The sequence below is a fragment of the Pseudomonas sp. 210_17 TE3656 genome (assembly GCF_054821965.1).
In genome coordinates this window covers 1,429,674-1,447,709 of record NZ_JBTRBC010000001.1, presented here as the reverse complement: position 1 = coordinate 1,447,709, position 18,036 = coordinate 1,429,674, and the positions used below count along the sequence as shown (strand labels likewise).

General features: G+C 62.9%; 16 protein-coding genes. 7 read left to right on the top strand and 9 right to left on the bottom strand.

The window, feature by feature from the left end; all coding sequences use genetic code 11:
* Positions 1-125: 125 nt before the first annotated feature.
* Genes ACVI9W_RS06885 through ACVI9W_RS06875 form a run of 3 tightly spaced genes read left to right on the top strand, consistent with a single transcriptional unit; the run spans position 126 to position 2,150 of the window.
* Positions 126-413 (top strand): hypothetical protein, encoded by a 288-nt coding sequence (locus tag ACVI9W_RS06885; RefSeq protein ID WP_045189599.1) that lies wholly within the window; start codon positions 126-128, stop codon positions 411-413.
* A 3-nt stretch (positions 414-416) separates the two neighbouring features.
* Complete coding sequence (locus ACVI9W_RS06880; protein WP_461529568.1) at positions 417-1,286, top strand: DUF72 domain-containing protein; 870 nt, start codon at positions 417-419, stop codon at positions 1,284-1,286.
* Between the two features lie 33 nt (positions 1,287-1,319).
* Complete coding sequence (locus ACVI9W_RS06875; protein WP_461529567.1) at positions 1,320-2,150, top strand: isocitrate lyase/PEP mutase family protein; 831 nt, start codon at positions 1,320-1,322, stop codon at positions 2,148-2,150.
* A 17-nt stretch (positions 2,151-2,167) separates the two neighbouring features.
* Here ACVI9W_RS06875 and ACVI9W_RS06870 read toward each other — a convergent pair whose 3' ends face one another.
* Positions 2,168-2,788: an energy transducer TonB gene (locus ACVI9W_RS06870; RefSeq protein WP_461529566.1), complete on the bottom strand. Its 621-nt coding sequence runs from the start codon at positions 2,786-2,788 to the stop codon at positions 2,168-2,170.
* Positions 2,789-2,886: 98 nt separating this feature from the next.
* Between ACVI9W_RS06870 and ACVI9W_RS06865 the strand changes: the two genes are divergently transcribed.
* On the top strand, positions 2,887-3,666 hold the full coding sequence (locus tag ACVI9W_RS06865) for a class I SAM-dependent methyltransferase (protein WP_461529565.1): 780 nt from the start codon (positions 2,887-2,889) through the stop codon (positions 3,664-3,666).
* On the opposite strand, the gene ACVI9W_RS06860 is transcribed toward ACVI9W_RS06865, so the two are convergent.
* Entirely contained in the window at positions 3,667-4,302 is a 636-nt protein-coding gene (locus ACVI9W_RS06860; protein ID WP_461531798.1) for a TetR/AcrR family transcriptional regulator, read from the bottom strand. It lies immediately after the preceding gene.
* Between the two features lie 193 nt (positions 4,303-4,495).
* On the opposite strand from ACVI9W_RS06860, the gene ACVI9W_RS06855 reads away from it, so the two are divergent.
* A complete protein-coding gene (locus ACVI9W_RS06855) occupies positions 4,496-5,596 on the top strand; it encodes an efflux RND transporter periplasmic adaptor subunit (protein WP_461529564.1) in 1,101 nt (366 codons plus the stop codon).
* A gap of 6 nt (positions 5,597-5,602) precedes the next feature.
* Positions 5,603-8,668, top strand: coding sequence for an efflux RND transporter permease subunit (locus tag ACVI9W_RS06850; RefSeq protein WP_461529563.1), 3,066 nt, complete (start codon positions 5,603-5,605; stop codon positions 8,666-8,668).
* A gap of 69 nt (positions 8,669-8,737) precedes the next feature.
* Here the strand turns inward: ACVI9W_RS06850 and ACVI9W_RS06845 are convergent, their stop codons facing one another.
* Genes ACVI9W_RS06845 through plsB form a run of 3 tightly spaced genes read right to left on the bottom strand, consistent with a single transcriptional unit; the run spans position 8,738 to position 12,357 of the window.
* Positions 8,738-9,427, bottom strand: a complete 690-nt coding sequence (locus ACVI9W_RS06845) for a DUF4197 domain-containing protein (RefSeq protein ID WP_038614048.1) — start codon at positions 9,425-9,427, stop codon at positions 8,738-8,740.
* Positions 9,428-9,460: 33 nt separating this feature from the next.
* On the bottom strand, positions 9,461-9,859 hold the full coding sequence (locus ACVI9W_RS06840; protein WP_461529562.1) for a YbaY family lipoprotein: 399 nt from the start codon (positions 9,857-9,859) through the stop codon (positions 9,461-9,463).
* An 11-nt stretch (positions 9,860-9,870) separates the two neighbouring features.
* Entirely contained in the window at positions 9,871-12,357 is a 2,487-nt protein-coding gene (gene plsB, locus ACVI9W_RS06835; protein WP_342623075.1) for a glycerol-3-phosphate 1-O-acyltransferase PlsB, read from the bottom strand.
* A 221-nt stretch (positions 12,358-12,578) separates the two neighbouring features.
* Between plsB and ACVI9W_RS06830 the strand changes: the two genes are divergently transcribed.
* Positions 12,579-12,788: a cold-shock protein gene (locus ACVI9W_RS06830; protein WP_028942973.1), complete on the top strand. Its 210-nt coding sequence runs from the start codon at positions 12,579-12,581 to the stop codon at positions 12,786-12,788.
* An 88-nt stretch (positions 12,789-12,876) separates the two neighbouring features.
* On the opposite strand, the gene ACVI9W_RS06825 is transcribed toward ACVI9W_RS06830, so the two are convergent.
* From ACVI9W_RS06825 to ACVI9W_RS06810, 4 genes are all read right to left on the bottom strand, one after another.
* A complete protein-coding gene (locus tag ACVI9W_RS06825) occupies positions 12,877-13,254 on the bottom strand; it encodes a hypothetical protein (protein WP_038614041.1) in 378 nt (125 codons plus the stop codon).
* 18 nt (positions 13,255-13,272) lie between these two features.
* Positions 13,273-14,085 (bottom strand): putative RNA methyltransferase, encoded by an 813-nt coding sequence (locus ACVI9W_RS06820; protein WP_461529561.1) that lies wholly within the window; start codon positions 14,083-14,085, stop codon positions 13,273-13,275.
* Positions 14,085-15,236: a succinyl-diaminopimelate desuccinylase gene (gene dapE, locus ACVI9W_RS06815; protein WP_422421553.1), complete on the bottom strand. Its 1,152-nt coding sequence runs from the start codon at positions 15,234-15,236 to the stop codon at positions 14,085-14,087. Before dapE ends, ACVI9W_RS06820 begins: the two co-directional genes overlap by 1 nt.
* A 176-nt stretch (positions 15,237-15,412) precedes the next feature.
* Positions 15,413-18,004 (bottom strand): glycosyltransferase, encoded by a 2,592-nt coding sequence (locus ACVI9W_RS06810; protein ID WP_038614034.1) that lies wholly within the window; start codon positions 18,002-18,004, stop codon positions 15,413-15,415.
* Positions 18,005-18,036: the final 32 nt, after the last annotated feature.

Sequence of the window (18,036 nt, the reverse complement as noted above, 5' to 3'; positions counted from 1 at the left end):
GTTCGTCGGTTATTCCCAGGCCAGATAAAACCTTTTGCCCGAACTGTGGTCCAGTTATCAATCGGGCATTAGCGCAGGCGCGCCGGTGCTGCTAAATTGCCATCATTGCTCCTGAGAAGATCGCCATGCGTATCGACGGCTTTTCCTCACAGTCCTATCCGATCAAACGGGCCCCGCGCAAAGCACCGGTTCGCAGCGATGACGTGGACGAGGACCTGCCCGGCGAATTCGAAGTGCAGCCTCAGGCCAGCACTGGCCAGGCCCGCAGCGGCGGGTTGCCTGCGCGTCAGCAGGACATGATCTTCCCCCGGGCGCGCAACAAGCGCACCGCCCAGGCCCTGACCAGCTACCTGACCACCGCAGGTTTTGTAGACTGGGAGATGGAAGTGCTGGGGTTGGACCTGTACATTTGATGGATGAGTCTGTCCACGCTTCCCTATTTTCTCGGTTGTCCCTCCTGGAGTGAAAACGCCTGGCGCGAGTACCTGTACCCGGCGCACGCCAGATCCAGCGAATTTCTCGGCCTCTACAGCCAGGTCTTCAATGCGGTAGAAGGCAACACCACCTTTTATGCCCGACCGGCGCCGGCGACTATCGAACGCTGGGCGCAGATCATGCCTGCGCACTTTCGATTCACCGCCAAGTTCCCCGGCGATATCAGCCACGGCGGTGACCTGCGCGAGCAACTGGCCGCGGCGCAGACCTTCATTGACCTGCTCAAGCCGCTGGGTGCACGGGTCGCGCCCTATTGGCTGCAATTGCCGGCGACATTCGGCCCGTCGCGGATAGGCGAGCTGGTCGCCTTTCTGGACGAAGTCGATGTGCCTGTCGCCGTCGAAGTGCGCAACCGTGCGTTTTTTGCCAAGGGCGATGAAGAGCGCCTGCTCAATCGCTTGCTGCAGGGGCGTGGCGTCGAGCGCATCTGCCTGGATCCGCGCGCGCTGTTCAGCTGTACCTCGGTTGATCCGGGCGTGCTCCATGCCCAGTCGAAAAAACCGCGGGTTCCGCCGCGCCCGACCGCCTTCAGTCAGCATCCGCAAGTGCGCTTTATCGGTCACCCGGAACTGGCGGCCAACGAATCCTTTCTGATGCCATGGATAGACAAAGTGGCGGCGTGGATCGAGGAAGGGCGCAGCCCCTACGTTTTCCTGCATACTGCCGATAATCGCCTGGCCGCTGCCCTGGCGCAGCGTTTTCATCGAGGATTGATGGAGCGTCTGCCGGGATTGCCGGCCTTGCCTGAACTGGACAGGGCGCCTGAGGCCGAACAGCTCGGCCTGCTCTGAACGCGTCCTGCCGCCTGCCCGGGAGTCGTGATCATGGATGTGCAAACCCTGCGTGCCGAAGCCTTCAAAGCCCTGCATGAGCGCGATCGTGCGTTCGTCATTGCCAACCCCTGGGACGCCGGCTCCGCCAGGCTGCTGGCTAGTCTCGGCTTCGAGGCGCTGGCCACCACCAGTGCCGGCCTGGCGTTCTCCCTGGGGCGGCCGGATGCCGAAGGTGCGATGACCCTGGAAGAAACCCTGGTTAATGTCCGTGCCATTGTCGATGCCACGGCGCTGCCGGTGGCGGCCGATCTGGAGAACGGTTTCAGCGATGACCCCAAAGGTTGTGCCGAGGCGATTGTGCAGGGCGCACAGGCAGGCCTGGTAGGCGGTTCCATCGAGGATGCCAGCGGCAATCCCGATGAGCCGATCTACAGCTTCCATCACGCCGTGGAGCGGGTCGAAGCGGCGGTGGCCGCCGCGCGCAGTCTGGACTTCCCCTTCATGCTCTGTGCCCGCGCAGAAAACCTGCTGCATGGGCGCATGGACCTGGATGACACCATCGCCCGCCTGCAGGCTTTTGCCGAAGCCGGAGCAGATGTCCTGTATGCCCCGGGATTGCGCACGGCAGATGAAATACGTGCAGTGGTCCAGGCCGTCGCGCCCAAGCCTGTGAATGTGCTGATGGGCATGAGTGGCGTGCATTTGAGCGTCAATCAGTTGCAGGACCTGGGCGTGCGGCGCATCAGTGTCGGCTCGTCGCTGATGCGTGCAGCCTATGGCGCGTTTTACCGGGGCGCCGGGGAAATCCTGGGCCAGGGCACCTTTACCTATGGCGAACAGGCAATGCCGTTCGATCAGTTGAACCAGCTGTTCAGGCGTTGATCGCTTGCTGCTGAGGCTTAGGCAGCGATGCGTACGTTGTTCAGCACCACCGGGCGGGCCCAGCGGGTGTCGAAGTCGAGTGCCGATTGCTGGGCGACCAGGGTCGGTTCGTCAAAGGGTTCAGGTGCCTTGTCCAGCAGTTCCATCTCGAACTCGGCGATTGGCAGGTACAGTGCTTTTGGTGCCGGTCCTGGCCCGGGCTCCGGCAGCGGATGGCCCTGGTTCATGACCACCGGGCGAACCCAGGTATTGCTGATATCCAGCTGGCGCTGTTGCTCGATCAGTTCGACGTCGCTGAAAGGTGGCGCGAGCTTTTCCAGCAGTTCCGGTTCGAACTCGGCGATCGGCAGGAACAAGGGTTCGGGTGGGGCGATCTCGGTGTCCTGGACGTTGCACAGACGCTGCGTATGAATCTGCGCCAGGACCCGGCTAGCGCCCAGGGGCTCGCCAGTGGCCTTGTCGAATTGCTCGGCGACGACGCTGTCCGCTTGTGTTCCTTCAGCCTGTTGCTCGGCCAGGGCGCGGGCAAAAAAATCCTGCCACAGGTGGCTGACGCCGCCCAGTGCCTGGGTATTGTGCCGGCCATAATCGCCAACGGGCGATAAGTAACCTGAGCTGAGCTGAAGAATGTCGGTCATGGCAGTCGCGGGCCGTGAAGGTCTGGCAAAATAGCGAATACTTCGTATATCGGCCGAGGCCGGCGATCATTTAATTTTTTTGAGTACAGGATTTGAAGGTGGAGCAACTGGCGGACGGCGGTATCCGGGTCGAGGCACTGACAGCCGATTATCAGGCCAAGGCTCAAGAGTGGGCGCAGCGCCTGGACCTGCCTGTGGCGGACGATAACGCGGCTTTCGCCGTGCAGGTCGGCGAATGCGGCCTGCAGATCCAGCAGCTCGGACCGCAGGCGCCCGGCCCGGTACGTGTCGACTTTGTCGAAGGCGCAGCGGCGCACCGGCGGGTGTTCGGTGGCGGCAGCGGGCAGATGATTGCCAAGGCCGTGGGCATTGCCCAGGGCGTGCGCCCGCAGGTGCTCGATGCCACGGCGGGGTTGGGTAAGGACGCCTTCGTGCTGGCCAGCCTGGGCTGTCAGATGACCCTGATCGAGCGCCAGCCGCTGGTCGCCGCACTGCTGGAGGACGGTCTGGCACGGGCCGCGACTGACGCCGAGGTCGGCCCGATTGTCGCGCGCATGCAGTTGCTCACCGGTAACGCCATCGAGCGCATGCGCAACTGGCAGGGCGAGCCACCACAGGTGATCTACCTCGACCCGATGTTCCCGCACCGGGACAAGAGCGCCCTGGTGAAAAAGGAAATGCGCGTATTCCGCCCCTTGGTCGGCGATGACCTGGACGCGCCAGCGCTGCTTGAAGCCGCCCTGGCGCTGGCCAGCCACCGGGTGGTGGTCAAGCGCCCGCGCAAGGCACCGATCATCGACGGGCCCAAGCCCAGCCACAGCCTGGAGGGCAAGTCGAGCCGCTACGACATCTACCCGAAGAAGGCCCTCAAGGCCTGATCAGGGCCGATAGGCGCGCATGAACATCGTCACCACTTCTTCGACATGGGCCTGGGCGGCTTCGGCGTCCAGGGCCGGTGAGTAACCGAGCAGCAGGCGATAGTTCGGCGCGCCCTTGAGCAGGCAGAAGAAGTGTTCCGCTGCCTTGTCGGGATGCTCGATGCGCAACAGACCGCGCTGGTCGACGCGCTGCAGCAACACCTCCATTTCGCGCAGCACCCGCAACGGGCCGGCTTCGAAGAAGATCTGGCTGAGCTTGGGGTCCTGGGTGCCGAGGGTCATGATCAGCCGGGTCAGTTGCACTGACTGGTCGCTGCTGATCAACGCCTGAAAACCACAACCGATGTTGAGCAGCACCTGCTCCAGCGGCACGCCGTCGGGCAGCTCGAAGATCAGCTCCGGCAACTGCGCCGTACAGGTGGCCGAGATCGCCGCGGTGAACAGCGTCTCCTTGTCCGTGAAGTGGCTGTAGACCGTCAATTTTGAAACACCTGCCGCTGTCGCGACCGCATCCATGCTGGTGCTGGCATAGCCAAGGGTAAGAAACAGCTGCTTGGCCGCCTCGAGAATGGCCTGGCGCTTTGCCAGGTCCTTGGGCCGGCCGGGGCCGACGGGAGCGGTGAGATCGTTGGGCATGGGTAACTTGTACAGATTCCGGTAAGTGGACATGGTACATCGCCGACCCTTCCCGGGCTGGCAGATATCGTCATAACGAAAGCCTGTTAATGCGTTTTTTCTCTTGACCTGACGCTTCCCCGGGGGAGTGCGCTGATTTAATATACTCGCCAGTATAAATATTCAAAGCGTCACTCGCGAAAGGTCATTCATCATGTTGCGCCATGCCTTGCCCCTCGCTCTGCCTGTCGGCCTCGCCTTGCTGCTAACTGCCTGCGGGCAGGAGAGCGCGCCACAGACTTCCCTGCGCCCCGCCATGGTGGTGCAGCCGCAACCGGCCAGCGCCGCTGCCGACAGCTACCCGGGCGAGGTGCGTGCGCGCTTCGAGCCGGAGCTGGCGTTCCGGATCGGCGGCAAGGTCAGCAAGCGTCTGGTGGAGGAGGGGCAGCGGGTCAAGGCCGAGCAACCGTTGGCCCAACTCGACCCGCAGGATGTGCGGCTGCAACTGGAGGCCAGCCGTGCGCAACTGGCCGCCGCCGAAGCCAACCTGAACCTGGTCAAGGCCGAGCGTGATCGCTACAAGACCCTGCTCGACCGGCAGATGGTCAGCCGTTCCCAGTACGACAACAGCGAAAACCTCTACCGTGCCGGTCTTGCCCGCCTCAAACAGGTGCGGGCCGAATTCGACGTGGCCGGTAACCAGGCTGAATACGCCGTGCTGCGCGCCTCGCAGGACGGGGTGATCGCCAAGCGTCAGGTCGAAGTGGGCCAGGTGGTTGCCGCCGGTCAGACCGTGTTCACCCTGGCTGCCGATGGCGAGCGTGAGGTGTTGATCGGCCTGCCGGAGCAGCAGTTCGGGCGCTTCAAGGTCGGCCAGCCAGTGGCGGTCGAGCTGTGGTCGCAACCGGACCAACGCTTCAACGGGCGCATTCGCGAACTGTCACCCTCGGCTGATCCGCGTTCACGGACTTACGCTGCGCGGATCGCCTTCAGCGCTGGCAAGGTACCGGCGGAGCTTGGTCAGAGCGCCCGGGTGTTCATCGAACATGCCGAACAGGTGCCGCTGGCGGTGCCGCTGTCGGCGCTGACCGCAGAGAACGGCCAGACCTACGTCTGGCGTGTGGATGCCAACAACACCCTCAAGCGTGTTCCGGTGCGCGTGGGGGCTTATGGCGAAAACAGTGTGCCGGTGCTCGAAGGCCTCAATGCTTCGGACTGGATAGTGGCGGCCGGCGTGCATGTGCTCCAGGAGGGGCAACAGGTGCGCCCGGTGGATCGTTCCAATCGTGTGGTGAATCTGGCGGCCAAGGAGTAAGTCCCGATGGGTTTCAACCTTTCCGCCTGGGCCCTGCGCAATCGGCAAATTGTGCTGTTCCTGATGATTCTGCTGGCTGTGGTCGGCGCCTTGTCCTACACCAAGCTGGGGCAGAGCGAAGACCCGCCCTTCACCTTCAAGGCCATGGTGATCCGCACCATCTGGCCGGGGGCCAGCGCCGAGGAGGTCTCGCGCCAGGTCACCGAACGCATCGAAAAGAAGCTGATGGAGACCGGAGAGTACGAGAAGATCGTTTCGTTCTCCCGCCCCGGCGAGTCGCAGGTCACCTTCATGGCCCGCGATTCGATGCACTCGGCCGATATCCCCGAATTGTGGTACCAGATCCGCAAGAAAGTCGCCGATATCCGGCATACCTTGCCGCCTGGCATCCAGGGCCCGTTTTTCAATGATGAATTCGGCACCACCTTCGGCAACATCTATGCATTGACCGGCGAAGGGTTCGACTATGCCGTGCTCAAGGACTACGCCGACCGCGTGCAGATCCAGCTGCAACGGGTCAAGGACGTGGGCAAGGTCGAGCTGCTCGGGCTGCAGGACGAGAAGATCTGGATCGAGCTGTCCAACCTCAAGCTGGCGACCCTGGGGTTGCCCCTGGCGGCCGTGCAGCAGGCCTTGGAAGAACAGAACGCCGTCAGCACCGCCGGTTTCTTCGAGACCCCCAGCGAGCGTTTGCAGCTACGGGTAAGCGGACGCTTCGACACGGTCGAGCAGATCGAGCAGTTCCCGATCCGGGTGGGTGACCGCACCTTCCGTATCGGTGATGTGGCTCAGGTGCGCCGTGGCTTCAATGACCCACCCGCACCGCGTATGCGTTTCATGGGCCAGGATGCCCTTGGCCTTGCGGTGTCGATGAAGCCCGGTGGCGATATTCTGGTGCTGGGCAAGGCGCTGGAAGCCGAGTTTGCCCGTATTGCCCAGAATCTCCCAGCCGGTATGGAGCTGCGCAAGGTCTCGGATCAGCCCGCCGCGGTAAAGACCGGGGTCGGCGAGTTCGTCCAGGTACTGGTCGAGGCGCTGGCGATTGTATTGCTGGTGAGCTTCTTCTCCCTCGGCATGCGTACCGGCCTGGTGGTGGCCCTGGCCATTCCACTGGTGCTGGCGATGACCTTCGCCACCATGTATTACCTGGGGATCGGTCTGCACAAGATTTCCCTCGGGGCATTGGTACTGGCCCTGGGGCTGCTGGTGGACGATGCGATCATCGCCGTCGAGATGATGGCGATCAAGATGGAGCAGGGTTTCGACCGCATCAAGGCGGCGAGTTACGCCTGGACCAGCACGGCATTCCCGATGCTCACCGGCACCCTGATCACCGCCGCAGGCTTCCTGCCGATCGCCACGGCGCAGTCCAGTACCGGTGAGTACACCCGTTCGATCTTCCAGGTGGTGACCATCGCCCTGATTGCCTCGTGGATTGCTGCGGTGGTGTTTGTGCCGTATCTGGGTCAGCGCCTGCTGCCGGATCTGGCCAAGCTGCACGCAGCCAAGCACGGTACTGCCGAGGGTGGTCCTGACCCCTACGGCACACCGTTCTACCAGCGTGTACGGCGCCTGGTGGGCTGGTGTGTGGAACGGCGCAAGACGGTGATCGTGGCGACCATCGCGCTGTTCATCGGCAGCATCCTGTTGTTCCGTTTCGTGCCCCAGCAGTTTTTCCCGGCGTCCGGACGCCTGGAGCTGATGGTTGACCTGAAACTGGCCGAAGGTGCGTCGCTGAGTAACACCGCCGAGCAGGTCAAGCGCCTGGAAGCGATGCTCAAAGAACGTGCGGGTATCGATAACTACGTGGCCTATGTCGGTACCGGTTCGCCACGCTTCTATCTGCCGCTGGATCAGCAATTGCCGGCGGCCAGCTTTGCCCAGTTCGTGGTGCTGGCCAAGACCATTGAAGAGCGTGAAGCCCTGCGCAGCTGGCTGATCGCCACCCTCGATGAGCAGTTCCCTGACCTGCGCTCGCGGGTTACCCGTCTGGAGAACGGCCCGCCCGTGGGCTATCCGGTGCAGTTCCGGGTCACCGGTGAGCACATCGAGCAGGTACGTGCCCTGGCGCGCAAGGTGGCGGCCAAGGTGCGCGAGAACCCGCATGTGGTCAACGTGCACCTGGACTGGGAAGAGCCGAGCAAGGTGGTCTACCTCAACATCGACCAGGACCGCGCCCGCGCCCTTGGGGTGAGCACGGCCAACCTGGCGAAGTTTCTGCAAAGCTCGCTGACCGGCTCCTCGGTCAGCCAGTTCCGCGAAGACAACGAACTGATCGAGATCCTCCTGCGCGGCACCCGCCAGGAGCGTACCGAGCTTGCCAACCTGCCAAGCCTGGCGGTGCCGACCGACAACGGCCAAAGCGTGGCGCTGTCGCAGGTGGCAACGCTTGAGTACGGTTTCGAGGAGGGCATCATCTGGCACCGCAACCGCCTGCCTAACGTTACCGTCCGCGCTGATATCTACGGCAAGGAACAGCCGGTGACGCTGGTCAAGCAGATCCTGCCAACCCTGGATCCGGTACGTGCCGAACTGCCGGATGGTTACCTGCTGGAAGTCGGTGGCACGGTGGAAGACTCCACGCGCGGACAGAAGTCGGTGAACGCCGGCGTACCGCTGTTCATTGTGGTGGTGCTGACCTTACTGATGCTGCAGCTGCGCAGCTTCTCGCGCACGGTGATGGTGTTCCTCACCGCGCCCCTGGGGTTGATCGGGGTGACCTTGTTCCTGCTGGTGTTCCGCCAGCCATTCGGCTTTGTGGCGATGCTCGGGACGATCGCGCTGTCGGGGATGATCATGCGTAACTCGGTGATCCTGGTCGATCAGATCGAGCAGGACATTGCTGCCGGACTGGACCGTTGGCAGGCGATTATCGAGGCGACGGTGCGGCGTTTCCGGCCGATCGTGCTGACCGCGCTGGCGGCGGTACTGGCGATGATCCCGCTGTCACGCAGCGTGTTCTTCGGGCCGATGGCGGTGGCGATCATGGGCGGGCTGATTGTGGCGACGGCGTTGACGCTGTTGTTCCTGCCGGCGCTGTATGCCGCTTGGTTCAGGGTGAAGAAGGAGTGAATCGCGGGGCAAGCCCGCTCCCACCGAGGGTGTGATATCCCAGTGGGAGCGGGCTTGCCCCGCGATAGCTTACAGCGCGCCAAACACCTTCTTGGCCAGCCCGGTCGCCGCCGCAGCCGGATTCTGGCGAATGCCTTCTTCCTGCTTGGCGATCATTTCGAACAAGCCGTTGAGCGCCTGCTCGGTCACGTAGCCTTCGACATTGGCGTTCTTGGCATCCAGCACACCCAAGGTCGCCGCTTGTCCGGCGAAACTGTTGTATTGCTGGGCCAGACCGACCTGGTCGGTGGCCTTCTTGACGATCGGCAGGAACTTGGCGCGGATCTGCTCGCGGCTGGTCTTGCTCAGGTACTGGGTGGCCGAGTCGTTGCCACCGGCGAGAATGCCCTTGGCATCATCGACGGTCATTTTCTTCACGGCATCGACCAGCAGCGCCTGAGCCTGTGGCACGGCAGCCTCGGCGGCCTGGTTCATGCTGGCCTCCAGCTGATCGACCTGGGCACCCATGCCGAACTGCTTCATTTTCTTCGCTACTTTGCCGAGGTTGCCCGGCAGTTCGATGCGTACATCCGGGTTACTGCTGAAGCCGCCGGGCGTACCCAGTTGCTTCACGGCAACCTGGGCGCCTTGGGTCAGGGCATCTTTCAGCCCGCCAGAGGCGTCTTTCTGCGACAGGTCGCTGAGCGACAGCGCCAGTGCGCTGGCTGACAGCAGCAGGCCGGCGCACAGGCCGGTGAAGGTGAGAGCAGGGCGGAACATGGCAGCATCCTTATCAGTTGTCAGAGCGGGCTATCAGCGAACAGCATCGACCTTGATGCGCAACGACTGCTGGTCGTTGCCATCAAGTGTGACGCCATGGTGTTCGGTGTTGATGAACAGCAGCTTGCCGTCCAGCTCGATCCGCGCGCTGATCGCGTAACGGTGGCCAGGCTTGACCTGGGCCGGGTCGTAGGTCAGGTGGAAGGGCAGCGGGACGTTGCCCTTGACCGGACCGTTCTGGCTGGCCAGGGTCACTGCCGGGGCATCCATGAGCGAAACGTCCTGCAGGCTGACGCTCAGGGTGGCGGCAGGTGGCAGGGCGATACGCTGCAGGTAGAAAACTTCGCCATCGAGGCTGGCTTTGGGCGTTGGTGGGTTGCTGCTGCAGGCGGCGAGCAGGCTGCCAAGCAGGATCAGGGACAGTTTTTTCATCAGTAACTCCTTTAAACCGGGGATTCGGTGGTGTCTTCACTGCGGTGCAAGGCCACCTGGCGGATCGACAAACGTACCTCCGCCGACAGCACTCGCTTGGCCGCCCCTTCGGCCAGTTCGCTGAGTTTTTCATGGTAACCGAGCTTGCCATTGGCATCCGGGCGCAGTACGCCTTGCTCGATCTGGGTCTGGATAAAGTGGCGGAACAGGGTTTTGTCGAAGAACTCTGGGGCGTTAAGGCCATGCAGGATCGACAGGCGCTGGGCCATGATCACGCACAGGTCTTCCAGTTCTTCGGCGCTTAGCGTGTGCTGGCCGCTGTTGAGCAGCAACGCCGTGGCCATGTAGAAACGCTGCAGGGTCTGGGTGATGGCGCGGGCCAGCAGGGTCAGCAGCACGAACTGGCGCGAGCTCGGGGCCGGACGCAGGTACACGCCATTCTCGTAGCGCAGCAGGCCCTGCTCGACAAAGGCTTCCAGCCACTGGTCGATGACCGCGTCCAGCTCTTCCAGCTCCCAGCGGATGAACAGCTCCGACTGCAGGTACGGGTACAGCGCCCGGGTGTACTGCAGGATCAAATCGCGGCTCATGCGCGAGCTGCTCTGGAAGAAGCTTGCCAGCAGCGCCGGCAGGGCGAAGATGTGCAGAACGTTATTGCGGTAGTAGGTCATCAGCACCGCATTCTGTTCGTCCAGGTACAGAATCCTGCCCAGTGCATCGCTCTGTTCGGCCAGCAGGCCCATGCCTTTGACGTGGCTGATCAGCGCCAGGCCGTCACCTTCCGGCAAGGTGGTGTGCGGCGAGTAGGGCACCGTGCGCAGCAATGCCAGGTACAGGTCCAGAACCCGCGCCAGGGCGCGCTCGTCCAGGGCCAGGCGGCTGGTGGACAGCAGGGCCAGGGCTACCAGATTGACCGGGTTGATCGCCGCCGCTTCATTGAGGTGGCGCGCGACCTTTTCACCCAGGCGCGAAGTGGTCTCGTTGAGCCAGGCCGGACGGAACTGCGGGGCGTGAGTCTGTTCGCGCCAGCCGGGCTGCTGCTGGTCGAGGAAGGCGCCGAGGCGGATCGGTTCGCCGAAGTTCACCGCCACCTGGCCGAAGCGCTGTTTGAGCGCGCCGATGACTTTGAAGATGTCGAAGATCGACTCTTTCTTCTTGCTCGCGCCACGCAGCTCACCCAAGTAGGTGCGGCCTTCGAGTACACGTTCGTAGCCGATGTACACCGGTACGAAGACGATCGGTGTACGCGATGAGCGCAAGTAGCTGCGCAGGGTGATGGCCAGCATGCCGGTTTTCGGTTGTAGCATGCGCCCGGTGCGCGAGCGGCCGCCTTCGACGAAGTACTCGACCGGGAAGCCTTTGGTGAACAGGGTGTGCAGGTACTCGTTGAACACCGCGGTGTACAGCGGGTTGCCCTTGAAGGTGCGGCGCATGAAAAATGCCCCGCCGCGGCGCAACAGGCCGCCGATCACCGGCATGTTGAGGTTGATCCCGGCGGCGATGTGCGGCGGGGTCAGGCCGTTGCGAAACAGCAGGTAGGAGAGCAATAGGTAGTCGATATGGCTGCGGTGGCAGGGCACGTAGATGACTTCGTGACCGGGGGCGATGCCCTGCACCTGCTCGATATGGTTGACCTTGATGCCGTCATAGATCTTGTTCCAGAACCAGCTGAGCACCACTTCGAGGAAGCGGATGGCGGTATAGGTGTAGTCCGAGGCAATCTCGTTGCCATAGCGCAGGGCCTGGGCTTCAGCTTTGGCCAGGGGGATGTTCTCGCGCTCGGCCTCGTCGGCGATGGCCTGGCGCACCAGCGGGTCATGGACCAGGCCCTTGACCAGGTTGCGCCGGTGCGAGATGTCCGGGCCGATGACCGCGGTCTTGAGGTTGCGAAAGTGCACGCGCAGCATGCGCTGGGCCATGCGTACGGTACGTTCGTGGCCCTTGTTGTGCTGGACCAGTTCACGCAGGTGAATCGGCGCAGAGAACTGCACACGGGTCTTGCGTCCCAGGATCAGCACGGTCAGCAGCCGGCGCAAACGTCCGGTCACCGCCCAGCTGTCGGCAAACAGCAGTTTCCACGGGCTGGACTCACTGGCCGGCGACTGGCCCCAGAACACGCTGACCGGAATGATCTGCGCGTCTTCCTCGGCATGCTGGCTGATCGCATTGACCAGCCGCGACAGGGTCGGCGGGGCACCGCGCTTGTCCTGGCGGCCAAGCCAGTCCGGCTCGGGGGTCAGGTAGAAGAACGCAGCTGGCTCTTGCAGGGTGCCCACCGCCACCGGTAGCACCGGACGCGGAAGCCCGGCTTTGCTGCATTCGCGGTCGAGTACCGCCAGATCGGTCAACGACGGCGACTGCAGGGCATAGAACACCGGTCGGCTGCGATCCAGGTTCAGGGTAAAGGACGACTGGTTGATGGTCTCGGAGCGAACCCACAGGTACAACAGGCGACGCAGGGCGCCAAAGATCAGGCGGCGCAGGGGGGAACGGGTCATACAGTGTGTGCTCTGGGTGAGTTTTTCGAGTAATTGCTCAGCCGGTTAGTGTGACGTATCTGCGCATGTTCAGCAAAATCTCGGGCAGTCATAAAAAATATTTCAAGCCTGACATATACTCGGTCCGCAGCTTGCAGGAGTAATCCTCAAGCTGCGTCGGCGGGGGAAGGTGATCCCCCGCTTGCAAGGCGATTCCAAAATAAAAACCCGGAGTAGTTCAGATGTCGTCTCGTGAGACTGGAAGTGTAAAGTGGTTCAATGACGCCAAAGGTTATGGCTTCATCCAGCGTGAAGGGGGTGCCGATGTGTTCGTTCACTACCGCGCCATTCGCGGTGAGGGGCATCGCACCCTGATCGAGGGGCAGCAGGTCGAATACAGTCTGACGCAAGGCCAGAAAGGCCTCCAGGCAGAAGACGTAATCGGCCTGTAAGCGCCGGGCCACGGGCCTTGAGCCTGGGCCCAAAAGCGAAAAGGCCCGTCGCCGGACGACCGGGACGGGCCTTTTCGTAGAGCCGGCTTCAGCTGGTACGCCAGGTGATTTCCTCTTCACCGTCGGCGCTGATGCGGATCCAGCGATCGGCATCCTCTTCACCTTCTTCCTCGACCCAGCTACCCGGTGCACAACGTACTTCGACGTTCAGTGCAGCGAAGGCGGCGCGCGCGCAGGCGATGTCGTCTGCCCACGGCGTCTGGTCGCTTTCCAGGTAGAGACTGTTCCATTTGCCTACAGCCTTCGGTAACCAGGTAACCGGAATGTTACCGGCCTTGCACTTGTAGGTCTGACCTTTCTGCTGCCAGTCGCTGCAAGGGCCGAGTGCCTCGCTGAGCCAGGCAGCGATCTGTTTGTGGTCGACGTCAGCGTCTTTGAGGTAAATCTCGATATCGGGTTGGCGCATGGGGGGCTCCGGGTGTGCTCAGTCTTGGCGCACGAAGTAATCGTAACGCATCGATACCGTGACCTCGAAAGGCTCGGCCTGCTCGATGACGCGGGCTCGTTTTTCCGCGCTGGCGCGCCAGCCATGAGGAGTCATGGCCAGCAGGTCGGCGCGGGACTTGCCATCGACAAGGCTCAGGCGGAATTTCAGGGTTTCGCTATGGGCGTGCTGCATGCCGGCCGGGACCAGCGCCAGGTGCTTGTCGTCGGCGTAGTCGCGCACTTCATCATAGAGCTTGTGGCGCAGCTCGATCAGGTGCTCGTTGGTCGGGCCGACGCGCATCAGACCGCCACCCGGGGCGAGCAGGCGCAGGGCCTCCTGCCAGTCGAGAGGGCTGAACACGCTGGCCAGAAACTGACAGCTGGCATCGGCCAGCGGCACGCGCGCCATGCTCGCCACCAGCCAGGTCAGTGCCGGGTTGCGTTTGCAGGCGCGCTTGACCGCTTCGCGGGAGATATCCAGGGCATAACCGTCGGCCTCGGGCAGCGCCTCGGCGATCTGCGCGGTGTAGTAACCCTCACCGCAACCGATATCCAGCCAGCGCGCCGGGGCACGCTCGGCGGCCAGTTCAGCCAGGCGACGGGCCACCGGGGCATAGTGCCCGGCATTGAGAAAGTCGCGGCGGGCTTCGACCATGGCCTGGTTATCGCCCGGGTCGCGGCTGTTCTTGTGCTGCACCGGCAACAGGTTCAGGTAACCCTGGCGGGCCCGGTCGAAACGGTGCCCGGCCGGGCAGGCCACACCGTTGTCGAGGGTGCTCAGTGCTGCACTGCAGATAGGGCAGGTGAGCATCAGGCGAGCAACCGGGTCAGGGTCTGGTAGTAGATTTCGGTCAGCACGTCGAGGTCACTGGCCAGGATCCGCTCGTTGACCTGGTGAATGGTGGCGTTGACCGGACCCAGTTCGACCACCTGGGTGCCGAGGGTGGCAATGAAGCGTCCATCGGAGGTGCCGCCGCTGGTCGAGGCCTTGGTTTCGCGACCGGTGACCGCCTTGATGCTGGCCGACACCGCGTCGAGCAGGTCACCCGGCTCGGTCAGGAACGGCAGGCCGGACAGTGCCCAGTCGACGTGCCAATCCAGCTGGTGTTTGTCGAGGATCGCCGCGACGCGGGCCTGCAGGCCTTCGACCGTGGACTCGGTGGAGAAGCGGAAGTTGAACAGCGCCGTCAGTTCACCCGGCACCACGTTGGTAGCGCCGGTGCCGGAGTTGAGGTTGGAAATCTGGAAGCTGGTCGGCGGGAAAAAGGCGTTGCCTTCGTCCCAGTGCTCGGCTGCCAGTTCTGCCAGCGCCGGGGCGGCCAGGTGGATCGGGTTCTTGGCCAGGTGCGGGTAGGCCACATGGCCCTGCACGCCGCGCACTGTCAGCTTGGCGCCGAGGGAACCGCGACGGCCGTTCTTGACCACATCGCCAACCAGGCTGGTGCTTGACGGTTCGCCGACGATGCACCAGTCCAGGCGCTCTTTGCGCGCGGCCAGGCGTTCGATGACCGCCTTGGTGCCGTGGTGGGCCGGGCCTTCTTCGTCACTGGTGATCAGGAAGGCGACCTTGCCGCGATGGTTCGGGTAATCGGCGACGAAGCGCTCGGTGGCCACAACCATGGCCGCCAGGCTGCCTTTCATGTCGGCGGCACCACGGCCACAGAGCATGCCCTCGGCATCGATCAGGGCATCGAACGGATCGTTCTGCCAGGCCTGCACGGGGCCGGTGGGGACCACGTCGGTATGACCGGCAAAGCACAGCACCGGACCGTCCTGGGTGCCATGGGTGGCCCAGAAGTTGTCGACGTCTTCGATACGCATCGGCTCCAGCATGAAACCGGCATCGCCCAAGCGTTGCATCATCTGTTTCTGGCAGTCGGCATCGACCGGGGTCACCGAGGGGCGACGGATCAGGTCGCAGGCCAGTTCTAGGGTAGGCGAAAGGTCGGCTGGGGCCGTCATTGAAGGAACTCCGGGGGCAAGGCAGGGCACGAATTCGAGGGGCGTTATCTTATAGCAAATCGATCAGGGGAGGGTGGCCGGTAGGAGCGCCACCCGGTGGGAGCGGGCTTGCCCCGCGATGCGATGTGTCTGGCAGATCGCATCGCGGGGCAAGCCCGCTCCCACCGGGGGGTAGGTCAGGACGCCTGCGCCGGCTGGGCAGCATCCACAGGCTTGGGCAGCGACGACAGCATCGCCATGATCAGCGCCGCCAGGTACGGCAGCGACTGCACCAGCAGCATGGTTACCCAGAAGCGCATGTCATTGCTCGGCAGACCCTGGACCAGGTAGATACCGGCCGCAGCCCCCCACAGCAGCAACATGATGAACAGCTCTTCCCGGGCTTCGGAAAGCGCCACCAGCAAACCATGGCTGTCGGCGTTCTTCGGCGTGCGGAAGAACGGAATGCTGCTGGTGAAGAAACCGTACAGCACTGCTTTGGCGATGGTGTGCGAAAGGGCAAGACCGGCCAGCGCGGCGGCGAAGGCGTCCTTCATGTTGACCCCGACCGCGCGGCGGTAGAGGAAGACAATCTTGCCAACCTTGAACACGAACAGCGCCAATGGCGGAATGGCGAAGATCAGCAGCGGCGGATCGACCCGTTGCGGCACGATGATCATCGCCGCCGACCAGAGCAAGGCGCCAACGGTGAAGAAGATATTCATGCCATCGGCAATCCAAGGCAGCCAGCCCGCCAGGAAGTGATAACGCTGGCCGCGGGTGAGCTCCGAGTCTTTGCCGCGCAACAGGCTGGCGGCATGGCGCTTGATGATCTGGATGGCGCCATAGGCCCAGCGGAAGCGCTGCTTCTTGAAGTCGATGAAGGTATCGGGCATCAGACCCTTACCGTAGCTCTCGTGGGAGTACGCCGCCGAGTAGCCTTTCTCGAATACCCGCAGGCCGAGTTCGGCGTCTTCGCAGATACACCAGTCAGCCCAACCCAGTTCTTCGAGCACCGAACGCCGGGTCATGGTCATGGTGCCGTGCTGGATGATCGCGTCACGGTCGTTGCGGGTGACCATGCCGATGTGGAAGAAGCCCTTGTATTCGCTGTAGCACAGCTTCTTGAAGGTGCTTTCGTTCTGGTCGCGATAGTCCTGCGGTGATTGCACCACGGCGATTTTCGGGTCGCTGAAGTGCGGGACCATGTGCTTGAGCCAGTTGCGGTCCACGCAGTAGTCCGAGTCGATCACCGCGATCACTTCGGCATCCTTGGCGGTGTGCGGGATCAGGTAGTTCAGCGCGCCACCCTTGAAACCGGCCAGCGGGGAGACGTGGAAGAACTTGAAGCGCTCGCCGAGCATCTCGCAATGCGCCTTGATCGGCTCCCAGACCGCCGGATCCTTGGTGTTGTTGTCGATGATCAACACTTCGTAGTCCGGATAATCCAGCGCAGCCAGGGCATTGAGGGTCTGTTTGACCATCTCCGGTGGCTCGTTGTAGCACGGCACATGCACCGAGACTTTCGGTCGGTAGGCGCTGTCGGCCTGCACCGGCAGGAACTCGCGGCGGCGTTTGTGAATCCACACTGCCTCGGCCAGTTCATGGGCCTCGGTCAGCAGTACGATAAACACCCCGAGCGCGCCAAGTGCGAGCAAAAAGCCCACCGTCAGGCTGAACCAGGTGCTGTACTGCTGGCTGTAGTCGTAGCCGATCCACACCAGCACCGAACCGCAGAGGAAGGCGATAAAGGTCAGGAAGGTGCGGCCGCGCTGACGCAGGGCCGAGCCATCGATCAGCAGCAAGGTCAGCGAGAGCATTGCCAATACCACCGAACCCACCGCCAGCACGCGCCACTGCGGAATGGCCACTACTGGGCCTTCAAAGTTGAATTTTTGCTGGCGGGCGGCGTTGAACACGCCCCAGTACGCGCCGACCGAGCCTTCGTCGCTGGCCTTCCACGGTTGGTCATAGGCTTCGATGACGAAGTAGTTGTAGCCCTGGCGGTTGAGCTTGTTGACCAGGGTGCGCAGGTAAATGGCCTGGTCGGCCGGGGTGGCGTCGGCACCGCCACGCATGCGCCCATTGCTTGGCCAGCCGACTTCGGAGAGCAGCAGCGGTTTGCGCGGGAACAGCTGTTTCAGGTCACGGGCACGGTCGAGGACGAACTGGCCGGCATCCTTCATCGGGATGAATTCCCAGTACGGCAGGATATGCGCCGCTACCAGGTCGACGTGTTTGGCCAGCTCCGGGTGTTCTTTCCAGATGTGCCACTGTTCACTGGTGGTTACCGGTACTTTCACTGCGGCGCGCACCCGGTCCAGGTACTGTATCAGTGCTTCGGGAGTGATTTCTTTACGGAACAGCGCTTCGTTGCCGACCATGACCCGCACGACACTGCGCGAGCTGTTGGCCAGTTCGATGGCTTTCTGGATTTCCCGCTCGTTACGCTCAAGGTCCGGACTGATCCACACCCCGAGGGTCACCCGCAGGCCGAACTCTTCGGCCAGGCGCGGAATATCCGCCTGGGTACCTTCGACGGTATAGATACGAATACTGTCGGTCAGCTTGCTCAGTTGCTCGAGGTCCTGGCGCAGTTCGTCCTCAGTCGGGTACTGGCCCTTTTGCGGGCTTTCTCCGAGGCGGAACGGCGAGTAGGAGAAGCCGGAAATCTGCTCCGGCCAGTCAGGGGCGGAAACCGGGCGGTTGATCAACGCCCAGAACCCGGTGAATAGCGCGGCGATGGCCATGACTATCACCAGGTTGATACCAAATTTACGCGATGACATAGATAGTTCGGGTTCCGAAGGGTGGAACGGGC